The 20,681-nt window shown below is 69.1% G+C and carries 19 protein-coding genes and 1 pseudogene; 9 read left to right on the top strand and 11 right to left on the bottom strand.

The window, feature by feature from the left end:
* Positions 1-204: 204 nt before the first annotated feature.
* Complete coding sequence (locus tag ACSC1Q_RS41985) at positions 205-1,140, bottom strand: replicative DNA helicase (RefSeq protein ID WP_436764331.1); 936 nt, start codon at positions 1,138-1,140, stop codon at positions 205-207.
* Positions 1,141-1,428: 288 nt separating this feature from the next.
* Here ACSC1Q_RS41985 and ACSC1Q_RS41980 point away from each other — a divergent pair, with 288 nt between their 5' ends.
* The 3 genes from ACSC1Q_RS41980 to ACSC1Q_RS41970 all read left to right on the top strand — a co-directional run bounded on the left by ACSC1Q_RS41980 (position 1,429) and on the right by ACSC1Q_RS41970 (position 3,672).
* Positions 1,429-2,085: a hypothetical protein gene (locus ACSC1Q_RS41980; protein ID WP_436764330.1), complete on the top strand. Its 657-nt coding sequence runs from the start codon at positions 1,429-1,431 to the stop codon at positions 2,083-2,085.
* Positions 2,082-2,978 carry a tyrosine-type recombinase/integrase gene (locus tag ACSC1Q_RS41975; RefSeq protein WP_436764329.1) on the top strand — a complete coding sequence of 299 codons (897 nt, stop codon included), beginning with the start codon at positions 2,082-2,084 and terminating at the stop codon, positions 2,976-2,978. Before ACSC1Q_RS41980 ends, ACSC1Q_RS41975 begins: the two co-directional genes overlap by 4 nt.
* 289 nt (positions 2,979-3,267) lie before the next feature.
* On the top strand, positions 3,268-3,672 hold the full coding sequence (locus ACSC1Q_RS41970; protein ID WP_436764328.1) for a hemopexin repeat-containing protein: 405 nt from the start codon (positions 3,268-3,270) through the stop codon (positions 3,670-3,672).
* A 460-nt stretch (positions 3,673-4,132) separates the two neighbouring features.
* Here ACSC1Q_RS41970 and ACSC1Q_RS41965 read toward each other — a convergent pair whose 3' ends face one another.
* On the bottom strand, positions 4,133-5,311 hold the full coding sequence (locus tag ACSC1Q_RS41965; RefSeq protein ID WP_436764327.1) for a PP2C family protein-serine/threonine phosphatase: 1,179 nt from the start codon (positions 5,309-5,311) through the stop codon (positions 4,133-4,135).
* A gap of 548 nt (positions 5,312-5,859) precedes the next feature.
* Between ACSC1Q_RS41965 and ACSC1Q_RS41960 the strand changes: the two are divergent.
* The 3 genes and pseudogenes from ACSC1Q_RS41960 to ACSC1Q_RS41950 all read left to right on the top strand — a co-directional run.
* Positions 5,860-6,216, top strand: a pseudogene (locus ACSC1Q_RS41960) (manganese catalase family protein); the annotation flags it as partial.
* Between the two features lie 3,574 nt (positions 6,217-9,790).
* Positions 9,791-10,171, top strand: coding sequence for a hypothetical protein (locus ACSC1Q_RS41955; RefSeq protein WP_436764326.1), 381 nt, complete (start codon positions 9,791-9,793; stop codon positions 10,169-10,171).
* On the top strand, positions 10,168-11,052 hold the full coding sequence (locus tag ACSC1Q_RS41950) for a hypothetical protein (RefSeq protein WP_436764325.1): 885 nt from the start codon (positions 10,168-10,170) through the stop codon (positions 11,050-11,052). The genes ACSC1Q_RS41955 and ACSC1Q_RS41950 overlap by 4 nt, the downstream gene beginning before the upstream one ends.
* 480 nt (positions 11,053-11,532) lie before the next feature.
* Here the strand turns inward: ACSC1Q_RS41950 and ACSC1Q_RS41945 are convergent, their stop codons facing one another.
* The 4 genes from ACSC1Q_RS41945 to ACSC1Q_RS41930 all read right to left on the bottom strand — a co-directional run bounded on the left by ACSC1Q_RS41945 (position 11,533) and on the right by ACSC1Q_RS41930 (position 13,446).
* Positions 11,533-11,778 (bottom strand): hypothetical protein, encoded by a 246-nt coding sequence (locus ACSC1Q_RS41945; protein WP_436764324.1) that lies wholly within the window; start codon positions 11,776-11,778, stop codon positions 11,533-11,535.
* Between the two features lie 124 nt (positions 11,779-11,902).
* A complete protein-coding gene (locus ACSC1Q_RS41940; protein ID WP_436764323.1) occupies positions 11,903-12,493 on the bottom strand; it encodes a hypothetical protein in 591 nt (196 codons plus the stop codon).
* Positions 12,494-13,003: 510 nt separating this feature from the next.
* The gene (locus ACSC1Q_RS41935) at positions 13,004-13,159 is read right to left on the bottom strand and encodes a hypothetical protein (RefSeq protein WP_436764322.1); all 156 of its coding nucleotides are present in this window, start codon (positions 13,157-13,159) and stop codon (positions 13,004-13,006) included.
* On the bottom strand, positions 13,156-13,446 hold the full coding sequence (locus tag ACSC1Q_RS41930) for a hypothetical protein (protein WP_436764321.1): 291 nt from the start codon (positions 13,444-13,446) through the stop codon (positions 13,156-13,158). Before ACSC1Q_RS41930 ends, ACSC1Q_RS41935 begins: the two co-directional genes overlap by 4 nt.
* A 433-nt stretch (positions 13,447-13,879) precedes the next feature.
* Between ACSC1Q_RS41930 and ACSC1Q_RS41925 the strand changes: the two genes are divergently transcribed.
* Positions 13,880-14,962 (top strand): SEL1-like repeat protein, encoded by a 1,083-nt coding sequence (locus ACSC1Q_RS41925; protein WP_436764320.1) that lies wholly within the window; start codon positions 13,880-13,882, stop codon positions 14,960-14,962.
* Positions 14,963-15,347: 385 nt separating this feature from the next.
* On the opposite strand, the gene ACSC1Q_RS41920 is transcribed toward ACSC1Q_RS41925, so the two are convergent.
* Complete coding sequence (locus ACSC1Q_RS41920; protein WP_436764319.1) at positions 15,348-15,551, bottom strand: hypothetical protein; 204 nt, start codon at positions 15,549-15,551, stop codon at positions 15,348-15,350.
* A gap of 534 nt (positions 15,552-16,085) precedes the next feature.
* Positions 16,086-16,946 carry a hypothetical protein gene (locus ACSC1Q_RS41915; protein WP_436764318.1) on the bottom strand — a complete coding sequence of 287 codons (861 nt, stop codon included), beginning with the start codon at positions 16,944-16,946 and terminating at the stop codon, positions 16,086-16,088.
* A 460-nt stretch (positions 16,947-17,406) separates the two neighbouring features.
* On the opposite strand from ACSC1Q_RS41915, the gene ACSC1Q_RS41910 reads away from it, so the two are divergent.
* Complete coding sequence (locus tag ACSC1Q_RS41910) at positions 17,407-18,267, top strand: ParA family protein (RefSeq protein WP_436764317.1); 861 nt, start codon at positions 17,407-17,409, stop codon at positions 18,265-18,267.
* Complete coding sequence (locus ACSC1Q_RS41905) at positions 18,264-19,082, top strand: hypothetical protein (protein WP_436764316.1); 819 nt, start codon at positions 18,264-18,266, stop codon at positions 19,080-19,082. The genes ACSC1Q_RS41910 and ACSC1Q_RS41905 overlap by 4 nt, the downstream gene beginning before the upstream one ends.
* Before the next feature lie 77 nt (positions 19,083-19,159).
* Here ACSC1Q_RS41905 and ACSC1Q_RS41900 read toward each other — a convergent pair whose 3' ends face one another.
* From ACSC1Q_RS41900 to ACSC1Q_RS41890, 3 genes are all read right to left on the bottom strand, one after another.
* On the bottom strand, positions 19,160-19,375 hold the full coding sequence (locus ACSC1Q_RS41900; RefSeq protein ID WP_436764315.1) for a hypothetical protein: 216 nt from the start codon (positions 19,373-19,375) through the stop codon (positions 19,160-19,162).
* A 2-nt stretch (positions 19,376-19,377) separates the two neighbouring features.
* Positions 19,378-20,208 (bottom strand): phosphoribosylaminoimidazolesuccinocarboxamide synthase, encoded by an 831-nt coding sequence (locus ACSC1Q_RS41895; protein ID WP_436764314.1) that lies wholly within the window; start codon positions 20,206-20,208, stop codon positions 19,378-19,380.
* Positions 20,209-20,217: 9 nt separating this feature from the next.
* A partial coding sequence (locus ACSC1Q_RS41890) for a GntR family transcriptional regulator (RefSeq protein ID WP_436764313.1) occupies positions 20,218-20,681 on the bottom strand: 464 nt, incomplete at its 5' end.

The raw sequence follows: 20,681 nt of genomic DNA, 5'->3' as shown, positions 1-20,681 counted from the left end.
GTCCACTGACCCCTCGCCTCCACTCCATTGAGGGCGAAGCATTGTGTTTCTGCGCTGAGTGAGCAACGCCTCTCGGGACGTAAGGCTAGGGTAGAAGTCGTTGTTGCCGTCGATTAATTTTCAATCTCATATCGTTTGCACAATTCAGATTTCATTGTGAATGAGAAAGTGGCGCGAGGTTTGATAACCTGCATTGGTTGCCTGCTAGGGAATTTTCATGTCCACGAAACGGCTGTAATGGCCTTGGAATGCCACGGTGACTGTGGCAGCCGGTCCATGTCGGTGCTTGGCGACAATCAGATCAGCTTCGCCGGCCCGGGGTGACTCCCGAACGTAAACATCCTCACGATGGAGCAAGATCACTACATCGGCGATGTGTGCAACTGCGCCTGAATCACGCAGATCGGTATATAGCGAAGGGGCCCTGTCGAGACGATTTTCCGGCTGGCGGTTAACCTGCGCCGTCACCACGATTGGGATGCCCAGGCGCATGGCCAGCCTCTTCAACGCTAAAGTGGCCTCGGTGACCTCTCGCTCCCGGGTATCGCTGCGTATATCCGCTCGCATGAGGTGCAAGCTGTCTACCGTTACTAGCCGCGTCCCGTGCTCGGTATGCAGTCGGGTGACTTGCTCGCACAGCTGTGTGACGGTCCAGTCCGCAGGAGTGGCGATGTGCAAGGGGGCACCTGCGATCTTGTCCATGACCCATGCCAATCGCTTCCAGTTATCGTCGGTTAGCTGACCACCCCGAATGGCGTGCATAGAAATACGTGCTTCTGCCGCGAGTAGTCGCCAAACGAGATCTTTCTGCAAGGACTCATAGTTGATCAGGAACGTCGGTAGGTCATGTCGTAAGGCTGCGGACCGACAGAAATCGTTGAGCAATGTAGTGGTGCCTATCGCAGGCCGAGCGGCTACCACGATCAACGTCCCCGGATGCAGTCCTCCGCCCAGCAGTGCATCAAGATCCTGAAACCCTGTTGCGACAAGCGTGGGATCTCCTTCTTTGCTGGAAACAGCCTCCATCGCGTCCAAAACGCCAGGCATTATCTCCAGCAGCTGCCGTGGCTCGTCTACAGCCGAGGTGGCATTGGCTTGCTCAGCGGTTGCGGGCTGATCGGCGGGCGAAGGTGAGTCCATGGTCGATCACCATAAGCTCTGAGAGCCTACGTCGGACGCGGGTTTCTGCTCTTCCGTACGCGTATACGCGAGCCTGCTCGGGTGAACTGCCAGTGGAACCTTCACTCTCTCTCGGTTGAAGGCGTGGCATCCCCGACATGGCCACTCAGCTGCATTGGTGGATCTTCATCTCTCTCAGTGGATAACTTACATTATCCACTGAGTATCCCTATGATCTCAGTGGATAATGTCGCCCTGGGGTGTTCGGAACCCGGGGCGGAACTCAGTGGATAATAAGGAGCGACGCCGGTGATCACCTCTCCCGCTGTCCCGCCACGGCCCGGCGCGGCCTTGGTCGGCGCGCTCGACGAGCTGGAACGCCTGATCGAGCAGATGAGCCACGCGCTGACCCCGGCGATGAGCCACAGCTACAACGCCCGTAGTGACCACGGCACCGGGGACGGCTACACCGAGACGATGTGGCAGCTGCTCAAGGCCTTCACCTTCACCGTCCAGGCCGCCCGCGCCGGGCACGTCGGCGACGCGGCCGAGGTCCACGACGCACTGCGCGAGGTCGACGTCGTCGCCCGCACCGCAGCCGGCTACGTCCGGGGTGTCCGCGCGGCCGCGGCCGGACCGGCCGAGCTGGCCCTGATGGACGCTCCAGGGGCCGACGCGGGCCGGGACCTCGGCGACGCTCAGACCGACGTGCTGACCGCCCGGGTCGGCGCCTACTTCGAAGACACCGACACGGCCGTCGCCGACGAGCTGGAGATCTCCCTGCTCAACGCTGACGCCCGGCGGGAGGTGACCTGGCGCGGACGGCGCGGTCCGCTGGCACTGGACGGCCGCACCCACCTGGACCTGGTCGCCGCCGCCGAGACCATCGCGGCCGCCTACGACCGCTACCTGCGCGACACCGCGATCCAGGACGCCCTGGGCATCGACCCCAACGAGGCGCGATGAACGCGCCCGTCGTCCCGCTCCGCCCCGGCGCCGATGTCGCGGTGGGCGCGCAGCACGCCCTGGCCACCATGCACCGCCATCTGGATCGGTGCAAGCTGGCGGCCAACACCATCAAGGCGTACAAGCGCCAAGGCGCCGCGTACGTCGCCTGGCTGGCCGAGCACGCCGCCGCCCACCCCGACGCCTTCGCCGACCTGGTCGGCGCCGAAGCGGCCGTCACCGCCTGGCGCAAGCACCTGATGGGCGCCCGCCGATCCCCCGCGACCATCAACCAGGCGCTGGCCGCCGTCACCCTGCTGTATGCCGAGCGCGGCTTGCGGATCGACGTCAAGCGCGCCCGGGTGCCCAAGCCTGGCGAGCCTGATGCCCTCACCTCGGCTGAGCAGGGCGCCGTGGAACGCGCGGCCGCCCGGCGCGGGGAGCGGGATGCGGCCATCGTCGCGGTGCTGCTTTACGCCGGCGCCCGGGAAGAGGAGTGCGGCCGGCTGGAGGTCGAGGACGTCACCATCACGGCCCGGACCGGCGGCGTTCGTCTGCACGGCAAGGGTGATGAGGTCCGTGACGTGCCGCTCCCGCCGACCGCCCGCACCCGCATCTCCGCCTGGCTGGACGTCCGCAGCCGCGAGGCGGGTCCGCTGTGGAGCGGGCAGCGCGGGGTCCTGAGCGTCTCCGGGATCGTCCAGGTCGTCTTGGCCGTGGGCGCCGCCGCCGGTCTGCCGGGCCTGCGCCCGCACCGGCTGCGCCACACCTACGCCACCCGGCTGCGCGAAGGCGGCGCCGATCTGGCCCAGATCCAAGCCCTGATGGGCCACGCCTCGCTGGACACCACCGCCCGCTACTTTCGCGCGGGCGCCACCGAGCAGGCCGCCGTCGTCGAGCGCGTCTTCACGTAGATCCCGGACAACTCCAGTTGCTCGCCAGCCGTGTTGGCCGCATCTGGACAGTCGGTGGCCGATGACAGCCACACCGCATGAACGGATGCTGAGGGTGCCGCGCGAAGGAGTTCTCCGGCGAAGGTCGCGATAACGATCGGCCACAGCGCGGTGCACCACCGTAGGGGTTTCACGTGCGCCGTGTTTGAGTCGACGGGGTGCGAACGGTGTCGCTTCGCGCCTCCGCTCGCACCCCGTGGACGCGGCGCGCCCTTCATCGACCGGTGAGTTCAGAGCACGGGAGGGTGACATGATCGACGCCGCTGTGATCGGCCACGATAGTGGCCAGGCCTTTTTGTTCCGAGGAGATACCTACGCGCGCTACGACGTCTCCGGTGATGCGATATCCAGCGGCCCGACACCGATCACCGATGGGTGGAGCAAGCTCGCCGGCACCGACTTCGCCGGCGGCATCGACGCGGCCGCACGCGTTCAGGAGGTATCCCTGCTCAGGCCCACCCGTTCCTTCGCCTACCTGTTCAAGGGCGACAAGTACGCCAAGTACGCCCTTGACCGGGGCAACGAGATGCCCACCGCGCCGACAAGCATCGGCGATGCCTGGCCGGGCTTTCGCGACATCGGTTTTGACCGCGACATCGACTGCGCGACCGACGTCATCATGCCTGAGACGGTCGCCAGCTCCCGCCATGACTAACGGAGGCCCGCGCGAACTCCGGCGTTATTCCTTACACCGACCCGGCGATGGCCCAGGAGGTGGCGTTCGTGCGCTGCGCCTCGTGCTGGGAGCCGATGGGAGACCGGCCTCGTGAGCATGGCGCCCCGGCCTGCCGTGCGGCCGTCGACATCGCCGAGAACGCCTCCTGGAGCGGCGTGGCGTGGGAGACGGGCAACCCCTACGTCGTCGCTGAGCAGGAGATGGGGCGGGCTTCGCGCATCGTGTTCGCCCACGACCTGGCCTGCGGGAAGGTCCGCCGGGTCACCCGGTGGGAATGGCTGATCGGCATCACCGGCGATGAGCGCGAGCGGCTACGCCGCCAGCTCGACGGACGAGTTCCAACCATGGCTCCGCGCCCGCTGACGGCACCGTCATGCCACATCACGGCCGACCGGTTCGATGCGAATGACATGATCAGTTTTCGACTCGGAATCAGACGTCATGACCTGTGGGTGGATGGGGAGCCGTGCCAGTCCAGGCACACGATGGTGGCGTCATCGGCCATACGGCCTCGGCACGCGTCCAGCACCGCGGCGACCAGGGTTTGAACGACCTGCCTGGGGTGCTGATAGTGGGTATCGCGCAAAAGGGTGGGCAGGTCGACGGCTGCGGCACAACGTTCATGCATGCCGTCGGTGAGCAGCAGCAGCCGGTCACCGGCGCGCAGGTCCAGGTGCTGCACCCGGTAGGAGCCGCGCACCTCGACGCCGAAGGGCGGGTCGACCTTCAAGGGCACCTCGATCACTACGCCCTCGCGCAGGCGCAGTGGCCAAGGATGGCCGGCGTTGACGAGTTCGATGCCGGTACCGTCCAAGGCGATGCGCAGCAGTTGCCCGGTGGTCAGGGCGCCGCGACCGTGCTCCAGCATGGCTTGGTGGGCCTGGCGTGCCTGCTCGGCGAGGCCGGCGCCTGCGCGGCGGGCTCCGCGCAACGCGTTGACCGTGAGGGTGGCCAGCAGGGCCGCCTCGACGTCGTGGCCCATGGCGTCGGTGAGAGAGACATGCAACGCCTCATGATCAAGAGCGTAGTCGTAGGTGTCGCCGCCGATGTCGTCGGCGGGCACCAGGCCCGCGGCGAGGGTGAAGTCGGGCGCCTCGCAGCAGGAGGCGTCCGGCAGAAGCTGATATTGAATCTCGGCGGCCAAGCTCGTGAAGGTGGTGCGACGGTGCAGGTGGTATAGATCGGTGAAACGCCGGTCGGTGATGATGATGTACGCCAGCGCGTGCGCGGCCTGGGCGATTTGCTCCAGTACTTCCTGATCGAGGCCGGGAACGGTCACCTCCAGCACTCCGATCGGGTCACCGCGGTTACTGACCGGCGCGATCACCCTGCACCCGCCTTCCTCACCCGGAATCGAGTACGGCTCTTGGGTGCGCAACACCTCCTCGTAATCACTGCCCGCCAGCCGGATGCGTTCGGCCTCGTGCTTGCTGTGCGTCGTGGTCTGCTCGCTCACCCGCACCAGTTCGCGTCCGATGAGGTCGATGAAGAGGAAGGACACCTGCCCGGCGGCGAATCGCTCCCGCAGGTTGCGCGCCACCACGTTCAAAGACTCCATCGGCGCGGCGGCCTCCGCGGCCGCCAGTACTTCGGCCAGCCTCAGCCGTTCCTCACCCATGCCGCCTCCCCTTCCCCTCGTTCATCGGTCATATCCAGCGGTGTTCACCGGGTCAGGGCACAGCTCGGGTGCCGGCACATCCGAAGCCGGATGCGAGAGCGTGCGTCGGCGTGGCCGAGGGTGAACTCAACCACACAGGTGGCTCATCAGCCACAGCCCGAATCGGCGGGCCGCACCCAGACCAGGGCGGCCACGTGGTTGCCGCACGAGGCCGCGACCATGCCGCCGGTGCGTTCGACTGCGGACAGGCCAAGCACGTGATTGAGCGCCTCGTAGCTTGAACGAGCCGGCAGCAGTCTTGACCACGGGCAGGGACAGGGGTCCACAAGTCGGCCGGGTGCGTCGAATGGAACCGAGTGTGGTTGTGACAGGGATTTTACGATGTGGGCGGTAAAGGTAGGTGTGTTGCTGCTACGGCCTTCCTGGTGGTTCTGGTGAGATTCACAGGTGCCCCCCGCCGAACTCACCAGCGGGGTCGTGTCTTTTCGCCGGCAGGCGGTGGGCGGTCCCGGACGGCTCCGCCCGGGGCCCGAGCCGAGGAGCGGCCGATGTTCCTGCACACCAAGCACCTGCAGTTCGAGTCCAAGCCGGAAAAGCCCGACCCGGTCTACGCCCACAAGCTCCAGGAGCTGATCGGCGGCGCCTACGGCGAGATGACCGTCACCATGCAGTACCTGTTCCAGGGCTGGAACTGCCGGATGCCCGGCAAGTACAAGGACCTGATCATGGACGTCGCGACCGAGGAGATCGGTCATGTCGAGATGATCGCCACCATGGTCGCCCGCCTCCTGGAGGGCGCGCCCGCGACCGCGACCGCGAAGATGGCCGCCGCCGACCCCGTGGTCGGCGCCGTGCTGGGAGGGCCGTACGGCGGGACCGGCGGCGCCACCGCGGGAGGCGGCGGCCAGGCGCGCGGCCTGTTCCCGCACCGCGGCGGCACTCAGGCTGGGCAGCTCGACGACCCGCGTCTCGTCGGTGAGGATCAGCGCGTCGCACCGGAAACGGCTCACGTTCACCATCACCACCGGCCCGTCGGCGGCCTGGCGGCGCAGCTCGTCCGCGGCGGGCGGCGACAGGAACCGCTCCAGGCCGGGGAGCGCCCGGACGGCCTCCAGCACCTCGTCCCACTCCCTCGCCAGCCGCTGCCGCCGCGCCCCGGGGTCGGGTCCCGGTGCCTGACCGGGCCGGGCGCGGTCAGGGGAGTCCAGCGCCTCGCGTAGGGCCGCGACGCGTCCGGCCAGGTCCGGGGCGCGGCCGTGAAGCTCGCCCATGCCGCCGCGGGCGTCCATCGCCTCGCCCAGCAGCACCCCTCTGGCCTGTTCGAGCAGCTCGACCGCGCGCCGGGGGCGGCCCGCCGACAGGGCGGCGGAGGCGGCCTCGGCGGCCAGCCCCGCCTCCTCGCCCAGGCCGTGCTCGCGGTCGGCGCGGCTGAGCCAGCGGGGCGTCAGCATCGGCAGCAGCGCCACGGCGTCCTCGTAGGCGGCGAGCGCGGCCCGGTGGTCGCCGCCCTCCGTCTCCAGTCGGCCCAGCCCCTGGCAGGCGCGCATCCGCACGTAGGGGGCGGCGGCCTGGTCCGCCGCCTCGGCGAAGGTGGCTCGCGCCTCCGCCAGGGCGCCCGGGTCGCCCGAGGCGTACCGCCGGGCGAGGCTGGAGCCCAGGTTGACCTGGGTGCTCGCGCGCCAAGGGTGGCCGGGAGGCGTGGCGTCCACCGCCTCGCGCCCCGTCCGCACGGCCTCGTCCAGGAGCCGGGCGTCGCCGGTGAGCCCGGCCAGCAGGGTCAGCGCCGTACCGAGGCCGGACAGCATCCCCGCCCGGCCGGGATGTCCGGGCAGCGCGGCGGCCACGGCCAGCCGGCCGGTCGCCACCCACCGCTCCGCCGCGTCCGGCTCGCCCGTCAGCTCGAACAACCGCGACAGGCCGAGCCCGAGGTTGGCCAGCCGCCCCGCCCGGTCGGGATGGACCGGCGGGGTCGCGTCCACGGCCTCCTGACCGGCCGCCAGCGCCTCGGCCAGCGCCGCGGGGTCCCCGGTCCTGGTGGCCTTGTCCTGCAGCGCCGTACCCAGCGTGTCGAGCAGCAGCGCGCGGTCACGGTGGCCGGGCGCGATGGCCGCCACCGCCTCGCGCAGCACCCGCACGGCCTCGTCGAGCGCGCCGGAGTCGCCGGTGGCCTCGAACATCCGCCTGGCCGCCATGCCCAGGCCCGACAGGCACAACGCGCGGCCGGGGTGGCCTGCCGGCGCGAGCGCCACCGCCTCCCTGCCCGCCTTGACCGCCTCGGCCAGCGGTGCCCGCTCACCCGTGTGCTCGTGCAGCCGGCGCAGCGCCAGGCACAGGTTGCCCAGGTGGCCGCAGCGCTCGTGAGGGGGCGGCGCCGGGTCCGCCGCCGCCTCCCTGCCCGCTTTGACCGCCTCGGCCAGCGCCACGCCGTCCCCGGTCAGCTCGTGTACGGCCCGCAGGGCGATGCCCAGGTTGCCGAGCGCCCTGGTCCGGGCGCCGCCGGTCGTCCCGGCGACCAGCCGCCTGCCGAGCGCCGCCGCCTCGACGGCGTACTCTCCTTCGCCGCTCAGCTCCGCGAGGCTCAGCAGCGCCAGGGCCAGGGTGCCCAGGTGATCGGTCCGGCCCTCGGGCGCGCTCCGCTCCACCGCCTCCCTGCCCGCCCGTACGGCGTCGGCCAGCGCGGCCTCGTCCCCGGTCAGTGTGAAGACCTCCTGCAGCGCGAGGCTCAGCCTGCCGAGGTCGTCCTGCACGCCGGGGTCGCCCTGCACACCGGGGCCGTATCCCAGGCCAGGGCTGACCTGCGCACCGGGGCCGTACTTCACGCTGGGGCCGTCCTCTGCGCCAGGGCCGCTCTGCATGCCGGGGCCACCCTCCGCGCCGGGGCCGTACTCCGCGCCAGGGCCGCGCCCCGCGAGCGCGGCCCGGAACAGGCGCGCCGCCTCGCGGGCGGCGTCCGGGTCACCGGTGTGGCGGGCCAGCAGCCACAACGCCGAGCCGCGTACGGACATCTGCTCCGGGGTGCGCGCGGCGAAGAACGCGGCCGCCTCGACCAGCGCCTCCCGCTGCCCGGTCGCGGCGTGCCGGGACTGGAGGCAGCCACTGAGGGTGGCCATCAGCATGGGGCGCAGCGAATGATCCGGCGAGGTCTCCGCCAGGGCCTCCCGCAGGACGCCGATCGTCCGGTCCAGCAGGTGGAGGTCCGGCTCCCGGCCCACGCTCTGACCGGAGGCCAGCCGCAGCGCCTCGGCCAGGTTCGACAGGCGGACGATCCGCTCGGTGCCGCCGGCCGGCGCGGCCTCGGCCAGCCGCCGCATCAGCCGCAGCGCCTGCTCCGTCACCTCGGGGTGGACGTCCTCCCCGAGCAGCGCGACCGTGGCGTTGGACAGGTCGGTGAGGTCCTCCGGTCGGCCCGCCGCCGCCTCCCACATCTCGTCGACGGCCTCGCGCAACGGCCGCCCGTCACCCGTCGCCCGGACCAGCTCGCGCAGGATGTGGAACCGGTTGGCCAGATACGGGCCGCGGCCCCCCTCCCCGGCGGGGGCGATCGCGACGGCCGTACCGATCGCCCGGTCGGCCTCGAGCAGCGCGTCCGTGTCGCCGGTCAGGTCGAAGCGGGAGTTCAGGACGCCGCCGAGCCGGTTGAAATACTCGGCGCGCCGGGGGTCGTCCGGCTCCGCCGTTGCGACCGCGGTCCTGACCAGCCGCTCGGCCTCCTCCAGCGGCGCCGGGTCGGCCTCCTCCAGCGCGAGCGACCGCACCGCGCTGCCAAGTCCGGTGAGATAGGCGGGCCGCCGCACATATGTCCCGGGAACGTCCGGCAGGCCGCTCCTGCCCAGCTCGACCGCCTCGCGCAGCGCCGCCGGATCGCCGGTCAGCGTGTAATGGTGGTGCAGCGCGAGGAGGAGGGTGCAGCGGTGCACCCCGCGGGCGGGGGTGGACGGCGCGCCCGCCAGGAAGCCGCGGATGCGGGTGGACGCGGCGGCCAGGTCGCCGGGATCGCTCGATTCGAGATACCGGCCGACCAGCTCGTGGCCCTCCCGCACCTCGAAGTAGTCGCGCACCCCGCCGGGCACGGACCCGGGATCGTCGGCGTAGACCGGGGCCAGCAGCTCCACCGCCGCCTCCCGGTCCACCTCGCCCTCGCCTTCCGGCAGCGCGAGGTAGCGGGCGTAGCGCAGCCAGCCGGCTCGCTCGGCCACATACAGGGGCGGCGGGTCGCCCGCCAGGTGGAGCAGCAGCCGCACCTGGGCGAGCGCCTTGGGCGCGAGGACGTGTTCGCGCTCCTTCGTGCGCGCGAACCGGCTGATACGGAGGTTGATGAAGTGGAGCAGCTGCACCTGCCGCCACGTGCGCCCGATCGTCATGTCGATCTCATCTCCCGCGGTCCCGGCCCGGTGCGGAACAGGCCGCCCCGGGTTTAACCTGACACCAGTACGCCCCGGCGGCAACCACGCCCGGGCGGCCGGCGAAGGGTGCGCACCGGTGGCCGACGTGGCCGAGCGGATCGAACAGTTGTGCCTTGCCCTGGACGACGGCGAACTGCCCGGCTATGCCGCGCGGGCGGGCGTCGGCGAGGTGCTGGCCCGGGTGCTGGCGGCCGTCGCCGAACGCGGGCCCGACCCGGCCCTGACCCCCGACCTCGACGCGCTCGACGACGCCTTCGCCCGGTTCGGGCTGGGCATGCCGACCCAGGCCGAGCGCGCCTACGAGCCACTCGACGGGCTCGACGGTCACCCGGTGGTGCAGGTCTGGACCTGCCCGGCGCCACGCCCCTGCACGCGGATCGAGGCGGCCGCCGACACCTCCTCCCCGCCGTGCGCGGCCACGGGGTCACCCCTCGCGCTCACCCGGCTGCCCACGTGACCGGATTCCTCGACGAACTCGGCAAGAAACTCGCCGAACGGTGGCTGTCCCTGCTGGTCCTGCCCGGCCTGCTCTACCTGGCGGTCCTGTCGGTGGCCCTGATCGCGGGCCACGGGCACGCCCTCGATCCCGTCCCGGTGACCGCCCGGGTGAACGCGTTCGCCCCGGCCTCCACCGGCGCGGTCGTGCTCGCCGCCGCCGCGGCGCTGGCCGGTGCGGCCGGCGCCGGGCTCGCGGCGACCGCGCTCGGCCGGCTGACCGAACGCCTCTGGACCATGCGCGGGCGCCGGTGGCCCGCCCGGCTGGCCCTGCGGCGCAGGACGGCCCGCTGGAAGACCGCCGACGACCGTTTCCGCCGTGCCGTCAAGGCCTCGGCGCGGACACCGGACGGGCCCCGCCGGGTGGCGGAGGCCGTCGCCGCGCGGGAGGCCGTCGGACTGGTAGAGCCGGCCCGGCCCACCTGGATTGGCGACCGCCTCGTCGCCGTCGAACGCCGCGTGCACACCGCCTACGGCCTCGACCTGCTGAGCGCCTGGCCACGGTTGTGGCTGGTCCTGCCGGACAGCGCGCGGACCGGGCTCGGCGTCGCGCGGGACGCCTACTCCGCAGCGGCCCGCCTCATTGGCTGGGCGATCCTCTACCTGCCGCTCGCCGCCTGGTGGTGGCCCGCGCTGCCGCTGTCGGCCGCGATCGGTGTGACCGGCTGGGCGCGGGCCCGCTCCGCGACCGCCGCCCTGGCCGACCTGCTGGAGTCGGCGGTCGACCTATACGGCCGGGACCTGGCCGCGCAGCTCGGCATCGAGACTCCCGGCCGCCTGTCTCGGGAGGCCGGCGAGGCCATCACGATCGCCCTGCGCAAGGAACCGCCCCCGCGCCCCTGACGGCCGAGCCCGCCGCGGGCCCTTCCCGGGCTCTCGGGGCCCCGTGCCGTCCCTCCTTGTCCGTCCGGGACGGCGACGGGACCTTCCGGAGGCCCACGCCGTTCGCCCTGCCCGGCCGGGGACGGCGGCGGCCGGGGGACGCGAGGGGCCTTCGGGGGCCCGCGCCGTTCGCCCTGTCCAGCTCTACCCGTTGAGAGCCAGTGACATTGAACCCGGTGTCGTATACGCCTTCCAGCGGAACCGGCATGAGCCGCGCCGCCCGATCGTGTTTCTCACGCCCCCACCTTCATAGCCAACGTGCTGAGCTGACGGCCGCCCAGCAGCAGCATGCCGCCGAGCTGGCCACCGCCCGCGCGCAGGTCGACGCCGCCCGTGAGGCACTGACTCATGAGCGGACCCAGCGGGCCGCAGCCGAGGCCGCGCTGCGCGCGGGCCCCACGACGGGCAAGCAGTCGTGAACCAAGGCGGCGCCGAGCCCGCCTACGTGGAGGTCACCGCCGCCGGGACGTGGCCGTGCTCGGTCGCGCTCCCCGCCGTCCCGTTCGCACGCGTCCGGGCCGAGCTGGTCGCGCTGGCCCGCCGCACCGGGTGGCCCGTCGCGGCGTTCGCGTACGGCGACCAGGACGGCGACCGGGTGAGCGAGCTGCTGCCGGTCGACTGGGTCGCCCGGCGCTGCTGTGCCCGGTCGGCGGCTGCCGGATGCGCGCCTGGCCACCAACCCCCCACACCAGCCCCTGACCCACACCGCACGCCCAGGACTGGACCACCGCCAACCCTCAGCCGAGCTCTAACCGGCCCTTTTGAAGCTTGCAAGCTTTTGGATAGCTTCTCCGGCGAGCAGCGATCCGGGTCAGACCGGGTGATCGACGACCGGCAAGGCGTGGGCGACGGCCGCGCGCCACACCTCGCCCGGGGCGGTCACCTGGGCGGCCAGCTCCTCATAGCCGGCCAAGTCCTCACGGCAGAGCACCACCGCCGGGTGCGCATCACGCCAGCGCCGCAACGCGGCGATCGCGTCCTTGCTGGTGTTCCAACACGCGGCATGCACCTGTGCGACCAGGTCCACCGGAAGCCGGGCGACGATCTTCTCCGGCCAGCCGCCGTCGCGCGACCCCGGCCACCGACCGGCCCGCGGCGCCCCCGGCGGAGGCGACGGCCAGTCCACATCCCAACCGCGTTCGGCCATCTCCACCCGCACCGCATGGGTGAGAAGCGCGTCGACGGTGTCGACCAGCTCGCCCCGCTCACGCATCTGGGCCAGGTCGGCCAGCACCTGGGCGGCGAGCGTGGCCCGCTTCTCCGCGGAAGCGAGCGGGTCGATTCCGGCGCGCGCCGCGTGCAGCAGCTCGCGGCGCCGCGCCTTCTCCACGACCATCCGCGTCTTCAGCCGCGCGCGGGTGCCGGACACCACCCGCGCCATCACCGCCACCGTCCCCGCCATACCGGCGACTGTAGTGATCTAAATGCGAAAAGCAAGCTTGCAAGCTTTTCGATACGGTGTTCCTAGGGCGCGCGTTGGTCAACCGCGCTGTACAGCGGTCCATAAGCTTGCAAGCTTTTAAGCGGTTCGGGGTGCGGGCGTCTTCTACGTTGCCGGGCGCGTCGGCGGTTACGTCGTGGCGGCACGCGACGTAATGTGCGATCTCAGGCAGGTATGAAAGAACGCGCGTTGTCAGGGTATGGCCTCTGACATGGGGAAACACGAAGGTCATATGGATAAGGGTCGCTCTCGGAAGATCCAGTCTTCAGCAGACAGGAACCCGGGAGGTGCCACCAACCAGAGCGGATTCAAGCAGCGAGCACAGTCGGCTGCTGACCGCCACGAGCACCAGGACCAGGACCAGGAGCACGACGACCGCTGACATGCCGCCGGGTGGTCACAGGCCGGTCCCGGCCCACGACCACCCGGCGGACGTCAATGCGGTTCAGGTTGGTCGCTCGTTTCTGCTGTTCATTGTCGGTCGTGGTGGTTGTCGAGCAGGTGGGTGAGCAGGCCCATGGTGGCGGCGCCGGCGGCTCCGCCGCTGAGTAGCGCGGTGGGCCAGGTGGCGCCGGTGGCCAGGGTGAGCGCGCAGGCGATGGTCGTCACCAGCGTGGTAGTGGTCAAGGTGAGAAGGACGGGTACGGAAAACATCGGGGTCTCTCCTGAACGGGCATCGCCGGGGAGCCGGCGGTCTGGTCATCGGCCCAGAACGCGATGAGCTCGGTGTCGGTGAGCTCGTCGGTGGGACGGTGGGGCGGGATACGGCCGGTGATCAGGGCCCACACGGTTACCAGCAGGGTCAGCAGCTGGTCGTCGTTGTGGATCCACGGCGGGGGTGGGAAGCCTGGCCGGGTAGCGGTGACACGAAGCGGAGAGGTCAGGGCACGCGGGAGAGCGAGGGCGTGCGGCATGGACGTCTCCTTCGTTGTCGGCGGGGGTGGGGTCAACAATGGGGGCGCCGCCGGCCTGGCCGCCACCGGTTCAAACGCCTCCGGACAACACCGGATTAAATGGCTTCATATGGGCGGAAATCGTCCCCATTTTTCCTGAATTCTTGCTGGCGCGGCTGCGCCGGTCATTGACGCCGCCGACGTTTCGAAGGTTGACGTTCGTTCACGTGCGACCTGATCCGGTTGCCTCCGAGGTGATCCGCCCTGGTCCGGATCGCTTCGAGGTCATCCGGTCTCATCCGGACTCGTCCGGAGTTTGTCACCGCAGGTCAATTACCGGTTAATCCCGGACGAGGTGGAAAATGAGATCTCCCCCAGCTTGACCACCCGGTGGTGTCAATATGACTCCGACTACTACCTGTAGATCACGGATCACTTATTTCGGCTAAGGGCGATGGTTGAACAACATCGTGGTGCGGCGCTGCGCGCCTTCGTCGACCAGCTCAACGAGCTGCGCGATCTGGCCGGGTCCCCGCCGCTGGCTCACTTGTACGCGATCTCGAAGCTCATCTCTGAAGACGGCCACGATCAGCTCCTGGCCACCAGCACCACCCACGACATCCTGAGTGGGAAAAAACGCAAAGGCGCGCCACCCTGGGCGTGGGTGTCGTGTTTCGTGGCCGCGTGCACGATAGCCGCCGACCGGACCGGCCTGGACGTGCGCGGCATGGGGGACATGGAGGTGTGGGCTCAGCGATGGCGGGCGGCCCGCGAAGCACGCCCCGATCCCCCCGCGCCTGCTGCGCCTGCCGTACGGCCGATCACAGCTCAGGCCGCCTCACCCGAGCCCGCGCCCCACCCTGCGCAGCGGCCCGCCTTCACACCGGTCACGCCCGCGCCGGCGCTCCCGGCGCGGGCAGATGTGCCGCACCGCCCCGCCGCCTCGGCCGTCGTCGCGTCGCTGCCTGAGGATCGGCATCAGCTGCTGCGGATCTACGGCAGAACCGGCACTCGCCTGCTGAAGCACAGCCAGGAAGGCAACGGCGAGGACTGCATGCGCCTGGCGGTCATCGCGCTGCTGAGAGGCTGGCCCCCCGAAGCGCTCCACTGGCTGCGCCGGGCCAGCGATGCCGGGCAGACCGATGCAGCGGGCCTGTTCAACGACCCGCATCGCCTGCAGGTCGCCGCCGAGCTCGCCTGCCGCTACGGCCGCCACTACCAGTGCTTTCCCAGCAAGCTCAGTGTCGCGATGTTCTTCTATCGGCTGGCAGCCGATCACGGTCACGCCGAGGCCGCCTACCGCCTCGCGGTGATCCACCGGGCCAAGGAGGAGAAGGGAGCAGCCGATAGCGTGCTCGACCCGGCGGTCGCCGATGATCTTTTGCCGGTGACCGTTGAGCTGGTCACCGATGACCCGTCTGGTGAGCTTTCCCCGGATCTGGATACGGTGCTGCGGCTGTGCCTGATCAACGAGGTCGACGGGCCCGTTGCGGAGCCGCCCGCATCGACCGGTGATCCTCCCCCGGAGTTCGTCTGAGGCGGCCCGCTGACCCTCAGCGCTGCCCATCACCGTGAGCGTCGCCAGGCGACGGCGACATGCTGCGACGAGAAGATCGCCCCTGATGCTCGCCGTGACGAGAAGAGCAGGAGCGGGCTGGGCTAAGCCGACGATCAGGATCTTGCCCCTTCGCTTCAGGCGGGAGTGATTCTGTTTTCGTGACGACTCCTTCGCCAAAGTGTCTATCAGTGCTCGCCTTGTCACTTCAGGTGAATGCTCAATTTCTGTGATTCCTCAACCTGCATTCCACGCCGAAACGAACACCCGCGCGACACCAGGCACTCATAGTCGGGCTGCCGGGTGGCGCAGGCCAGGCTGCGGCTCTTCGGCCGGCCCCGACCCGCACCACCCCGCCGGCCTCTGCTCAGTTCAGGCAGGCCGCGCTGATCACGGTGAGCTGCTCATCATCGCCCGCCACAGTCAGCACCGGCATCTGCCCGCCCGCCTCGCCCAGCTGCAGCCGGTGGCGGCCCGGCGCGACAGGCTGGCCGTCGACCAGGAGGCGTTCGTCGTTGGTGTAGGCAATCGTGTCGGACACGACCAGCACAGGCAGGTTCTCATCAGTCATGCTCTCGACCATGACCCGCCTGTTGGTCCCGTGTCCGGTGTTCGAGCACAAACCTTGCGGATTCACGGCCTTGACTCCCGGGCACTGAACCGGCCGCGCCGATCGCCAGCGGGCCGGTAGTCCGTTAAGGGTTGGATCCTGCTCCCCCCGGCGCCAGCAGAGCCTGCCCCGCCGTCACCTGGTCGCCGCCGAGGGGGCTCTATACCGTCCGGGAATGGGCAAAAGCCGGGTTCGGTCCCACATCCGCACCCTGTCCAGTGGTAGGCGAATCCGGGTGCGTGGCTACTCCCGCAGGACCGCGGCGAGAGCGGCCGGAATCAGCGCCGCCGTCGTGCTGGCCATCGTCGTCGTCATGGTTGCCCTCTCTGTCCGCTCATCGGCGGGCGATCCAGCCGAGGCCCCACGGCCGGGCGTCCCCGCCGAAACCAGCACGACTCCTGCGGAGCCGGTAACCGAACCTCCACCGCCAGAGCCGACCTGATTTTCCCCGACCCGCTTTGGGAGAGGGGACGGGTGCATCCAGGGTGGGTGAGGTCAGTGGGTGATAGGCAGGTCGCGGCGGGCTTGGGTCAGGTCGGTGGTCCAGATCCACAGCCGTTGGGCGGGGGGTACCTGGTGGTAGCCGTAGGGGCCGACCTCGGCCAGGGTGCGCAGGTCCACGCACACCCGCTGGAAGGCCTGGCCGATCGCAGGGGCGGGGCCGTCATCGAGGGTGCGGGCGCCGAGTTTGATGCAGGCCCGGTACTCATAGCCCAGCAACAGGTCCTCGCCGAACTCCTGCCACGCTCCACGCTTCTCGGCCCAGGCGGTCTCGGCGTCGGCCACCAGCAGGGTCAGGTCAGCGGCCGAGGGCAGGGAGGGGTAGATGAGGAAGGTGGCGGCCCAGCCGGAGGCGACCATGTCGAGGTTGAAGGTGCGCCGCCGCGGATCATCGCGGGGCGGCAGCGGGTCGCCAGCATCGCCGGTGAACCACGGGCCGGTGTAGGCCAGCAGCCGGCCGTTGCCCTCGATCAGCTCACCGGTGGCGATGACGGCGAGTTTGCGTTGCGAGCCGTTGGGGCGGGTCAGGCGGGCGGTCACCATCGCTTGGTGGGCGGCGGCTGCGGCCTTGCCCGCGGCCAGGTGCCGTGCGGCCGCGTCCGGGGTGATTCGGGAGACCAGGTAGTCGCGTAGCTCCTGCGGCAGGGCATCGTAGGTGCCGTCCAGCAGCCGGGCCTTGGTGCGCTCCAGGGTGGCTTGCGCGGTGGTGGGATTGCCGCCGTAGGCGCTTTCCGGGGTGTCGATCGACACCATCCGGATCGCCATCGCAATCGTCGGTGTATCGCCGTCGGTCACCCCGAGCAGCTGGTAGTCGTTGGCGGGTTTGCTCGGCCCGACGAAACCAAGATCAACCATCAGTGCTCTCCTGCAAGGGGTGCGGCGACGGGGACGGCGTGCACGTTCAGCAGGAACATCGCCGTTGATCACTACTTCGTTGCCACCCATGCCGAGCCGATCACCCGCCACCACCGTGACCCTGCGAGGCATCCTCGCAGGCCCCTCCAAGAAGGGCGAAAGCATGAGTCCCTGCCCTTCAAATGAGGTACGTACTGCCGCCGGCAACGTCCGCTTGCCGACCGATGAAGACCGGTCTGTCTGCTGACCGTGGGGACGTCTGCCGCGTCGTTGCCGCGCTGTGCCCGCTATGCTGAAGGTGCGAAAGAGTTCCATGAGGGCCACCCCGTGGGGTGGCCCTCATGCTTTGTCCCGTACTTTCCGCACCGTATCTCTAGGATGGTGCGCGCGCGCTATGTGGTGCGCGGACTCTTTCGCAGGAGACAATCATGCAGAACCCTCACGCTGGCGGCTGGTCACGATGACCCTCGCGCTGCCTGTTCCTCCGGTTCTGGACGAGCTGCCCACATGGTTGCAGCCTCGTATCCCAGACCTGTTCAGCCCGTTGAAAACGCCCTGTCGGCTTTGCTGCATCATGCAGAAGGGTGGAACCAGCAAGACCACCACCACGGTCTGCTTGGCGTGCGAGCTCGCCCTCATGGGATTCAAGGTGCGAATTTGGGACCTTGACCCCCAGGAGGGCAGCGCCACCTCCTGGATGCCCCCCCAGACCGGCGTTTCTGGAACCCCCCGTAACCTGCTCCACATGTTCAAGGGAGAGGCGTCGCCGGATGAGGTGACCTATCCCACGGCGGTTCCGAATCTGTACATCGTCCCGTCGTACACGAGCCTCAAGCAGGCGGAAGTCGACAGCGAAATCGTTGGCGTTGAGCAGGGAGTCGCCTGGGGCATCGAGAACAGTACCGAGACCTTCGACGTGGAGATCGCCGACTGCGGGCCCTCGCTCGGTAAGTTGACCGTTGCGGGCATGATCGCCTGCCCCGAGCTGATCATTCCGCTCAAGGCGTCCGGGCTCGACATGCGCTCGATGACTAGCTTGAACCGGACCATCGAGCTCACTAAGAGAGTCCAGCCGAAGCTGAACCGGCGTGCTGTTCTCCTGGCTGAAGTACTGAAGACCAACCTCACCCGGGCGATGTTCGACCTCATGTGCAGGGACTTTCCCGAGGCGCTGGTGATGGGGGTGCGCTCGTCGACCGCCGCACGTGAGGCACCTCTGCCCCACATCCTGAAGCCGCTGCACGAATACGCACCTGAAGCCACCGTACGGCTTGACTACCAATTCCTCGGGGCCGCGCTTGTCGAGAGGAGGGCTGCATGAGCGGGAACCCCAAGACGTTCGACCTGGGATCGACCCTCCCGGACACCGCCGGCCTAATGGATGACCTGTTCCGCGACGGACAAGATCAGACAACGCCGACTGTGCCAGTTCAGTCCCCTCCTGCCAACGCTGACGAGACCGCCGGTTCAGGGCAAACCGAAGCCGGAGCTGTCGCTCTAGTCGATGACAAATTTGTCATCACTACGGTCGCCGACCCGTTCACTCGTAAGCTGGCCGCTGGCATCGTACCGACGCTGGAGGACTGCGAGCAGCACATCGTCGCTATTACCACACAGTGGCTCCTCGGTATTGGCCGCGCCTTGGCTGTGATCCGCGAACACGAGCGGTTTCTCGACAAGGGCTACTCGTCCTTCACCAGCTACATCCGGGCTGAGCACCAGTGGCACCCCACCTACGTCTCCCGGGTCATCGCTGATATCCCTGTGCTGGAAGCCCTGTCCCGCCATGGTGTCGATCGCGATGTGAACGAGGGGCAGGCGACCGCGCTGCGGCCCGTCTGGGAGAAGCACGGCGAGGAAGCCCTGTTCGAGGTATGGGACGCGACTCCCGGCAAACGGTCCGCTGCCGCCCTTGAGCAAACCGCCCGCGCCAAGGGCTATTTCGATCAGCTTGCCATCTCGCACAAGCCAACTACGACCTTCGCTGCGGAGGCCGGAAAGCTCCGCACGATCCTCCAGCGAGTCGTGAAGCAGGACCTTGCCCGGACCGCTGCGGGCGAAGACCCCGATGAGGTCAAGAAGGTGGTCGCCGAGCTGCGCGTCCTGCTCGACGAGATCGAGCAGAAGACGCTGTAGCGAAGACTCACTGGCCTGCAACACAAAGGGCCCGCCCTGGTGGGGCGGGCCCTTTGTGTTGCAGGCGTAGTGGTTCCTCAGTCTCTGTCAGCCCAGGGCTTGTCTACCGATCGGGCCAGTGCGTCGACCATGTCCATCCCAGGTGTGATGTCGAGAGCGCGGAGCAACATTCCCGCGCCGGCCTGAGCCTTTCCCGCTCGGCCGGTCGCGTCCGGGTTGAGACCGCGGGCGCGCAGGAGCTCCTGCACCTCGCTGACCAGTCGGGCCGCGTCGTAATACTCGGTCTCAGCCATGGTTACTCCCATCTCTTTCCGGTGATGCGTTCGTAGACGTCGATGTAGCGGGCCTGTGTGGCCTGCACGATCTCTTCTGGGACAGCTGGTCCGGGGGGCGTGCGGTCCCAGTCCAGAGTGCTTGACCAGTCACGAACAAACTGCTTGTCGAGCGCGTGCTGGGGGCGGCCGGGCTCCCATGAATCGGCGGGCCAGAAGCGTGAGGAGTCAGAGGTCAGCACCTCGTCGCCAAGCACAAGCGTGCCATCAGCGGCGCGGCCGAATTCCAGTTTGGTATCGGCGATGATGACCCCCCGTTCCGCAGCGAGGGCAGCGCCGTGGGTGTAGACCTTCAGCGTCAGGTCCCGCAGGGCTGCGGCCGTCTCGGCGCCGATCGCGGTTGTCACATCGTCGTAGGTGATGAACTCGTCGTGGCCGACGGTGGCCTTCGTGGTCGGGGTGAAGATCGGCTCAGGCAGCCGGGACCCTTCGACCAGGCCAGGCGGCAGAGAGATGCCCGATACCGTGCCGTATTTCTGATACTCCTTGAGTCCCAGTCCGGCCAGGTACCCGCGAGCGATGAACTCCACGGGCATCATGTCCAGCCGACGACACCTGATCGCCCGGCCGGCCCACTCTTCGGGGACATCGGTCGCGGAGATCACGTGATTGGGGACAAGGGTGGCGAGCTGGTCGAACCACCACAGCGACAGCTGCGTGAGGATCTTCCCCTTGTCGGGGATGGGGGTCGGCAGCACGACGTCGTACACAGATACCCGGTCGGAGGCGACCAGGATCAGATCCTCGCCGTCCAGGTAGACGTCCCGAACCTTGCCTGAATGCAGTAGTTCCACGCGATTTCCTTAGTTGATCTCGTAGTCGTAGGACTTCCAGCGGCGAGCGGCCGAAACGTACTCTCCGTACTCAATGACGCCGCCGTCCGCGTCGTAGATCCAATTGCGCCCCCGTAGAACAGGGGAGCCCACCTCAACCTGCAGGTCGCTGGCGTCTTGTTCTGTTGCTGCATCGGCCGCGAGCTGATCTCGTACCGCCTTCAACAGACGGCCGGTCGCGGCCTCGACATAGCCGAAGGTGCCTTCGAGGATGCGCGCGGTCTCCAGCAACTTGGGTGCGAGTTCGGCGAGCGCGCCATCGAACCAGGAGATCGACGCCGATACCGGGGTCTCGCCTTTGTAGGTCACCCGTTGGCGGCGAATCACCGGCGCTCCGACTGGCAGGCCGAGCGCGTCAGCGACCTGCTCGGACGCTGAGACAAGTCCGGCTTCCTCGATGCGCGCATGTTCATCGGCCGGATAGATCCGGCCGG

This window comes from Streptosporangium heterodermiicola (genome assembly GCF_051390675.1).
Classification (GTDB): Bacteria; Actinomycetota; Actinomycetes; order Streptosporangiales; family Streptosporangiaceae; genus Streptosporangium.
The sequence above is the reverse complement of the archived record's forward strand: the minus strand, read 5'-3'. Positions and strand labels throughout refer to the sequence as shown.

Coding starts and splice junctions, on each gene's coding strand:
- ACSC1Q_RS41985 (WP_436764331.1), bottom strand. CDS start 1,140: ATGGACTCACCTTCGCCCGCCGATCAGCCCGCAACCGCTGAGCAAGCC.
- ACSC1Q_RS41940 (WP_436764323.1), bottom strand. CDS start 12,493: ATGGCGGGGACGGTGGCGGTGATGGCGCGGGTGGTGTCCGGCACCCGC.
- ACSC1Q_RS41925 (WP_436764320.1), top strand. CDS start 13,880: ATGGTTGAACAACATCGTGGTGCGGCGCTGCGCGCCTTCGTCGACCAG.
- ACSC1Q_RS41970 (WP_436764328.1), top strand. CDS start 3,268: ATGATCGACGCCGCTGTGATCGGCCACGATAGTGGCCAGGCCTTTTTG.
- ACSC1Q_RS41930 (WP_436764321.1), bottom strand. CDS start 13,446: ATGCCGCACGCCCTCGCTCTCCCGCGTGCCCTGACCTCTCCGCTTCGT.
- ACSC1Q_RS41900 (WP_436764315.1), bottom strand. CDS start 19,375: ATGGCTGAGACCGAGTATTACGACGCGGCCCGACTGGTCAGCGAGGTG.
- ACSC1Q_RS41905 (WP_436764316.1), top strand. CDS start 18,264: ATGAGCGGGAACCCCAAGACGTTCGACCTGGGATCGACCCTCCCGGAC.
- ACSC1Q_RS41975 (WP_436764329.1), top strand. CDS start 2,082: ATGAACGCGCCCGTCGTCCCGCTCCGCCCCGGCGCCGATGTCGCGGTG.
- ACSC1Q_RS41965 (WP_436764327.1), bottom strand. CDS start 5,311: ATGGGTGAGGAACGGCTGAGGCTGGCCGAAGTACTGGCGGCCGCGGAG.
- ACSC1Q_RS41920 (WP_436764319.1), bottom strand. CDS start 15,551: ATGACTGATGAGAACCTGCCTGTGCTGGTCGTGTCCGACACGATTGCC.
- ACSC1Q_RS41915 (WP_436764318.1), bottom strand. CDS start 16,946: ATGGTTGATCTTGGTTTCGTCGGGCCGAGCAAACCCGCCAACGACTAC.
- ACSC1Q_RS41910 (WP_436764317.1), top strand. CDS start 17,407: ATGACCCTCGCGCTGCCTGTTCCTCCGGTTCTGGACGAGCTGCCCACA.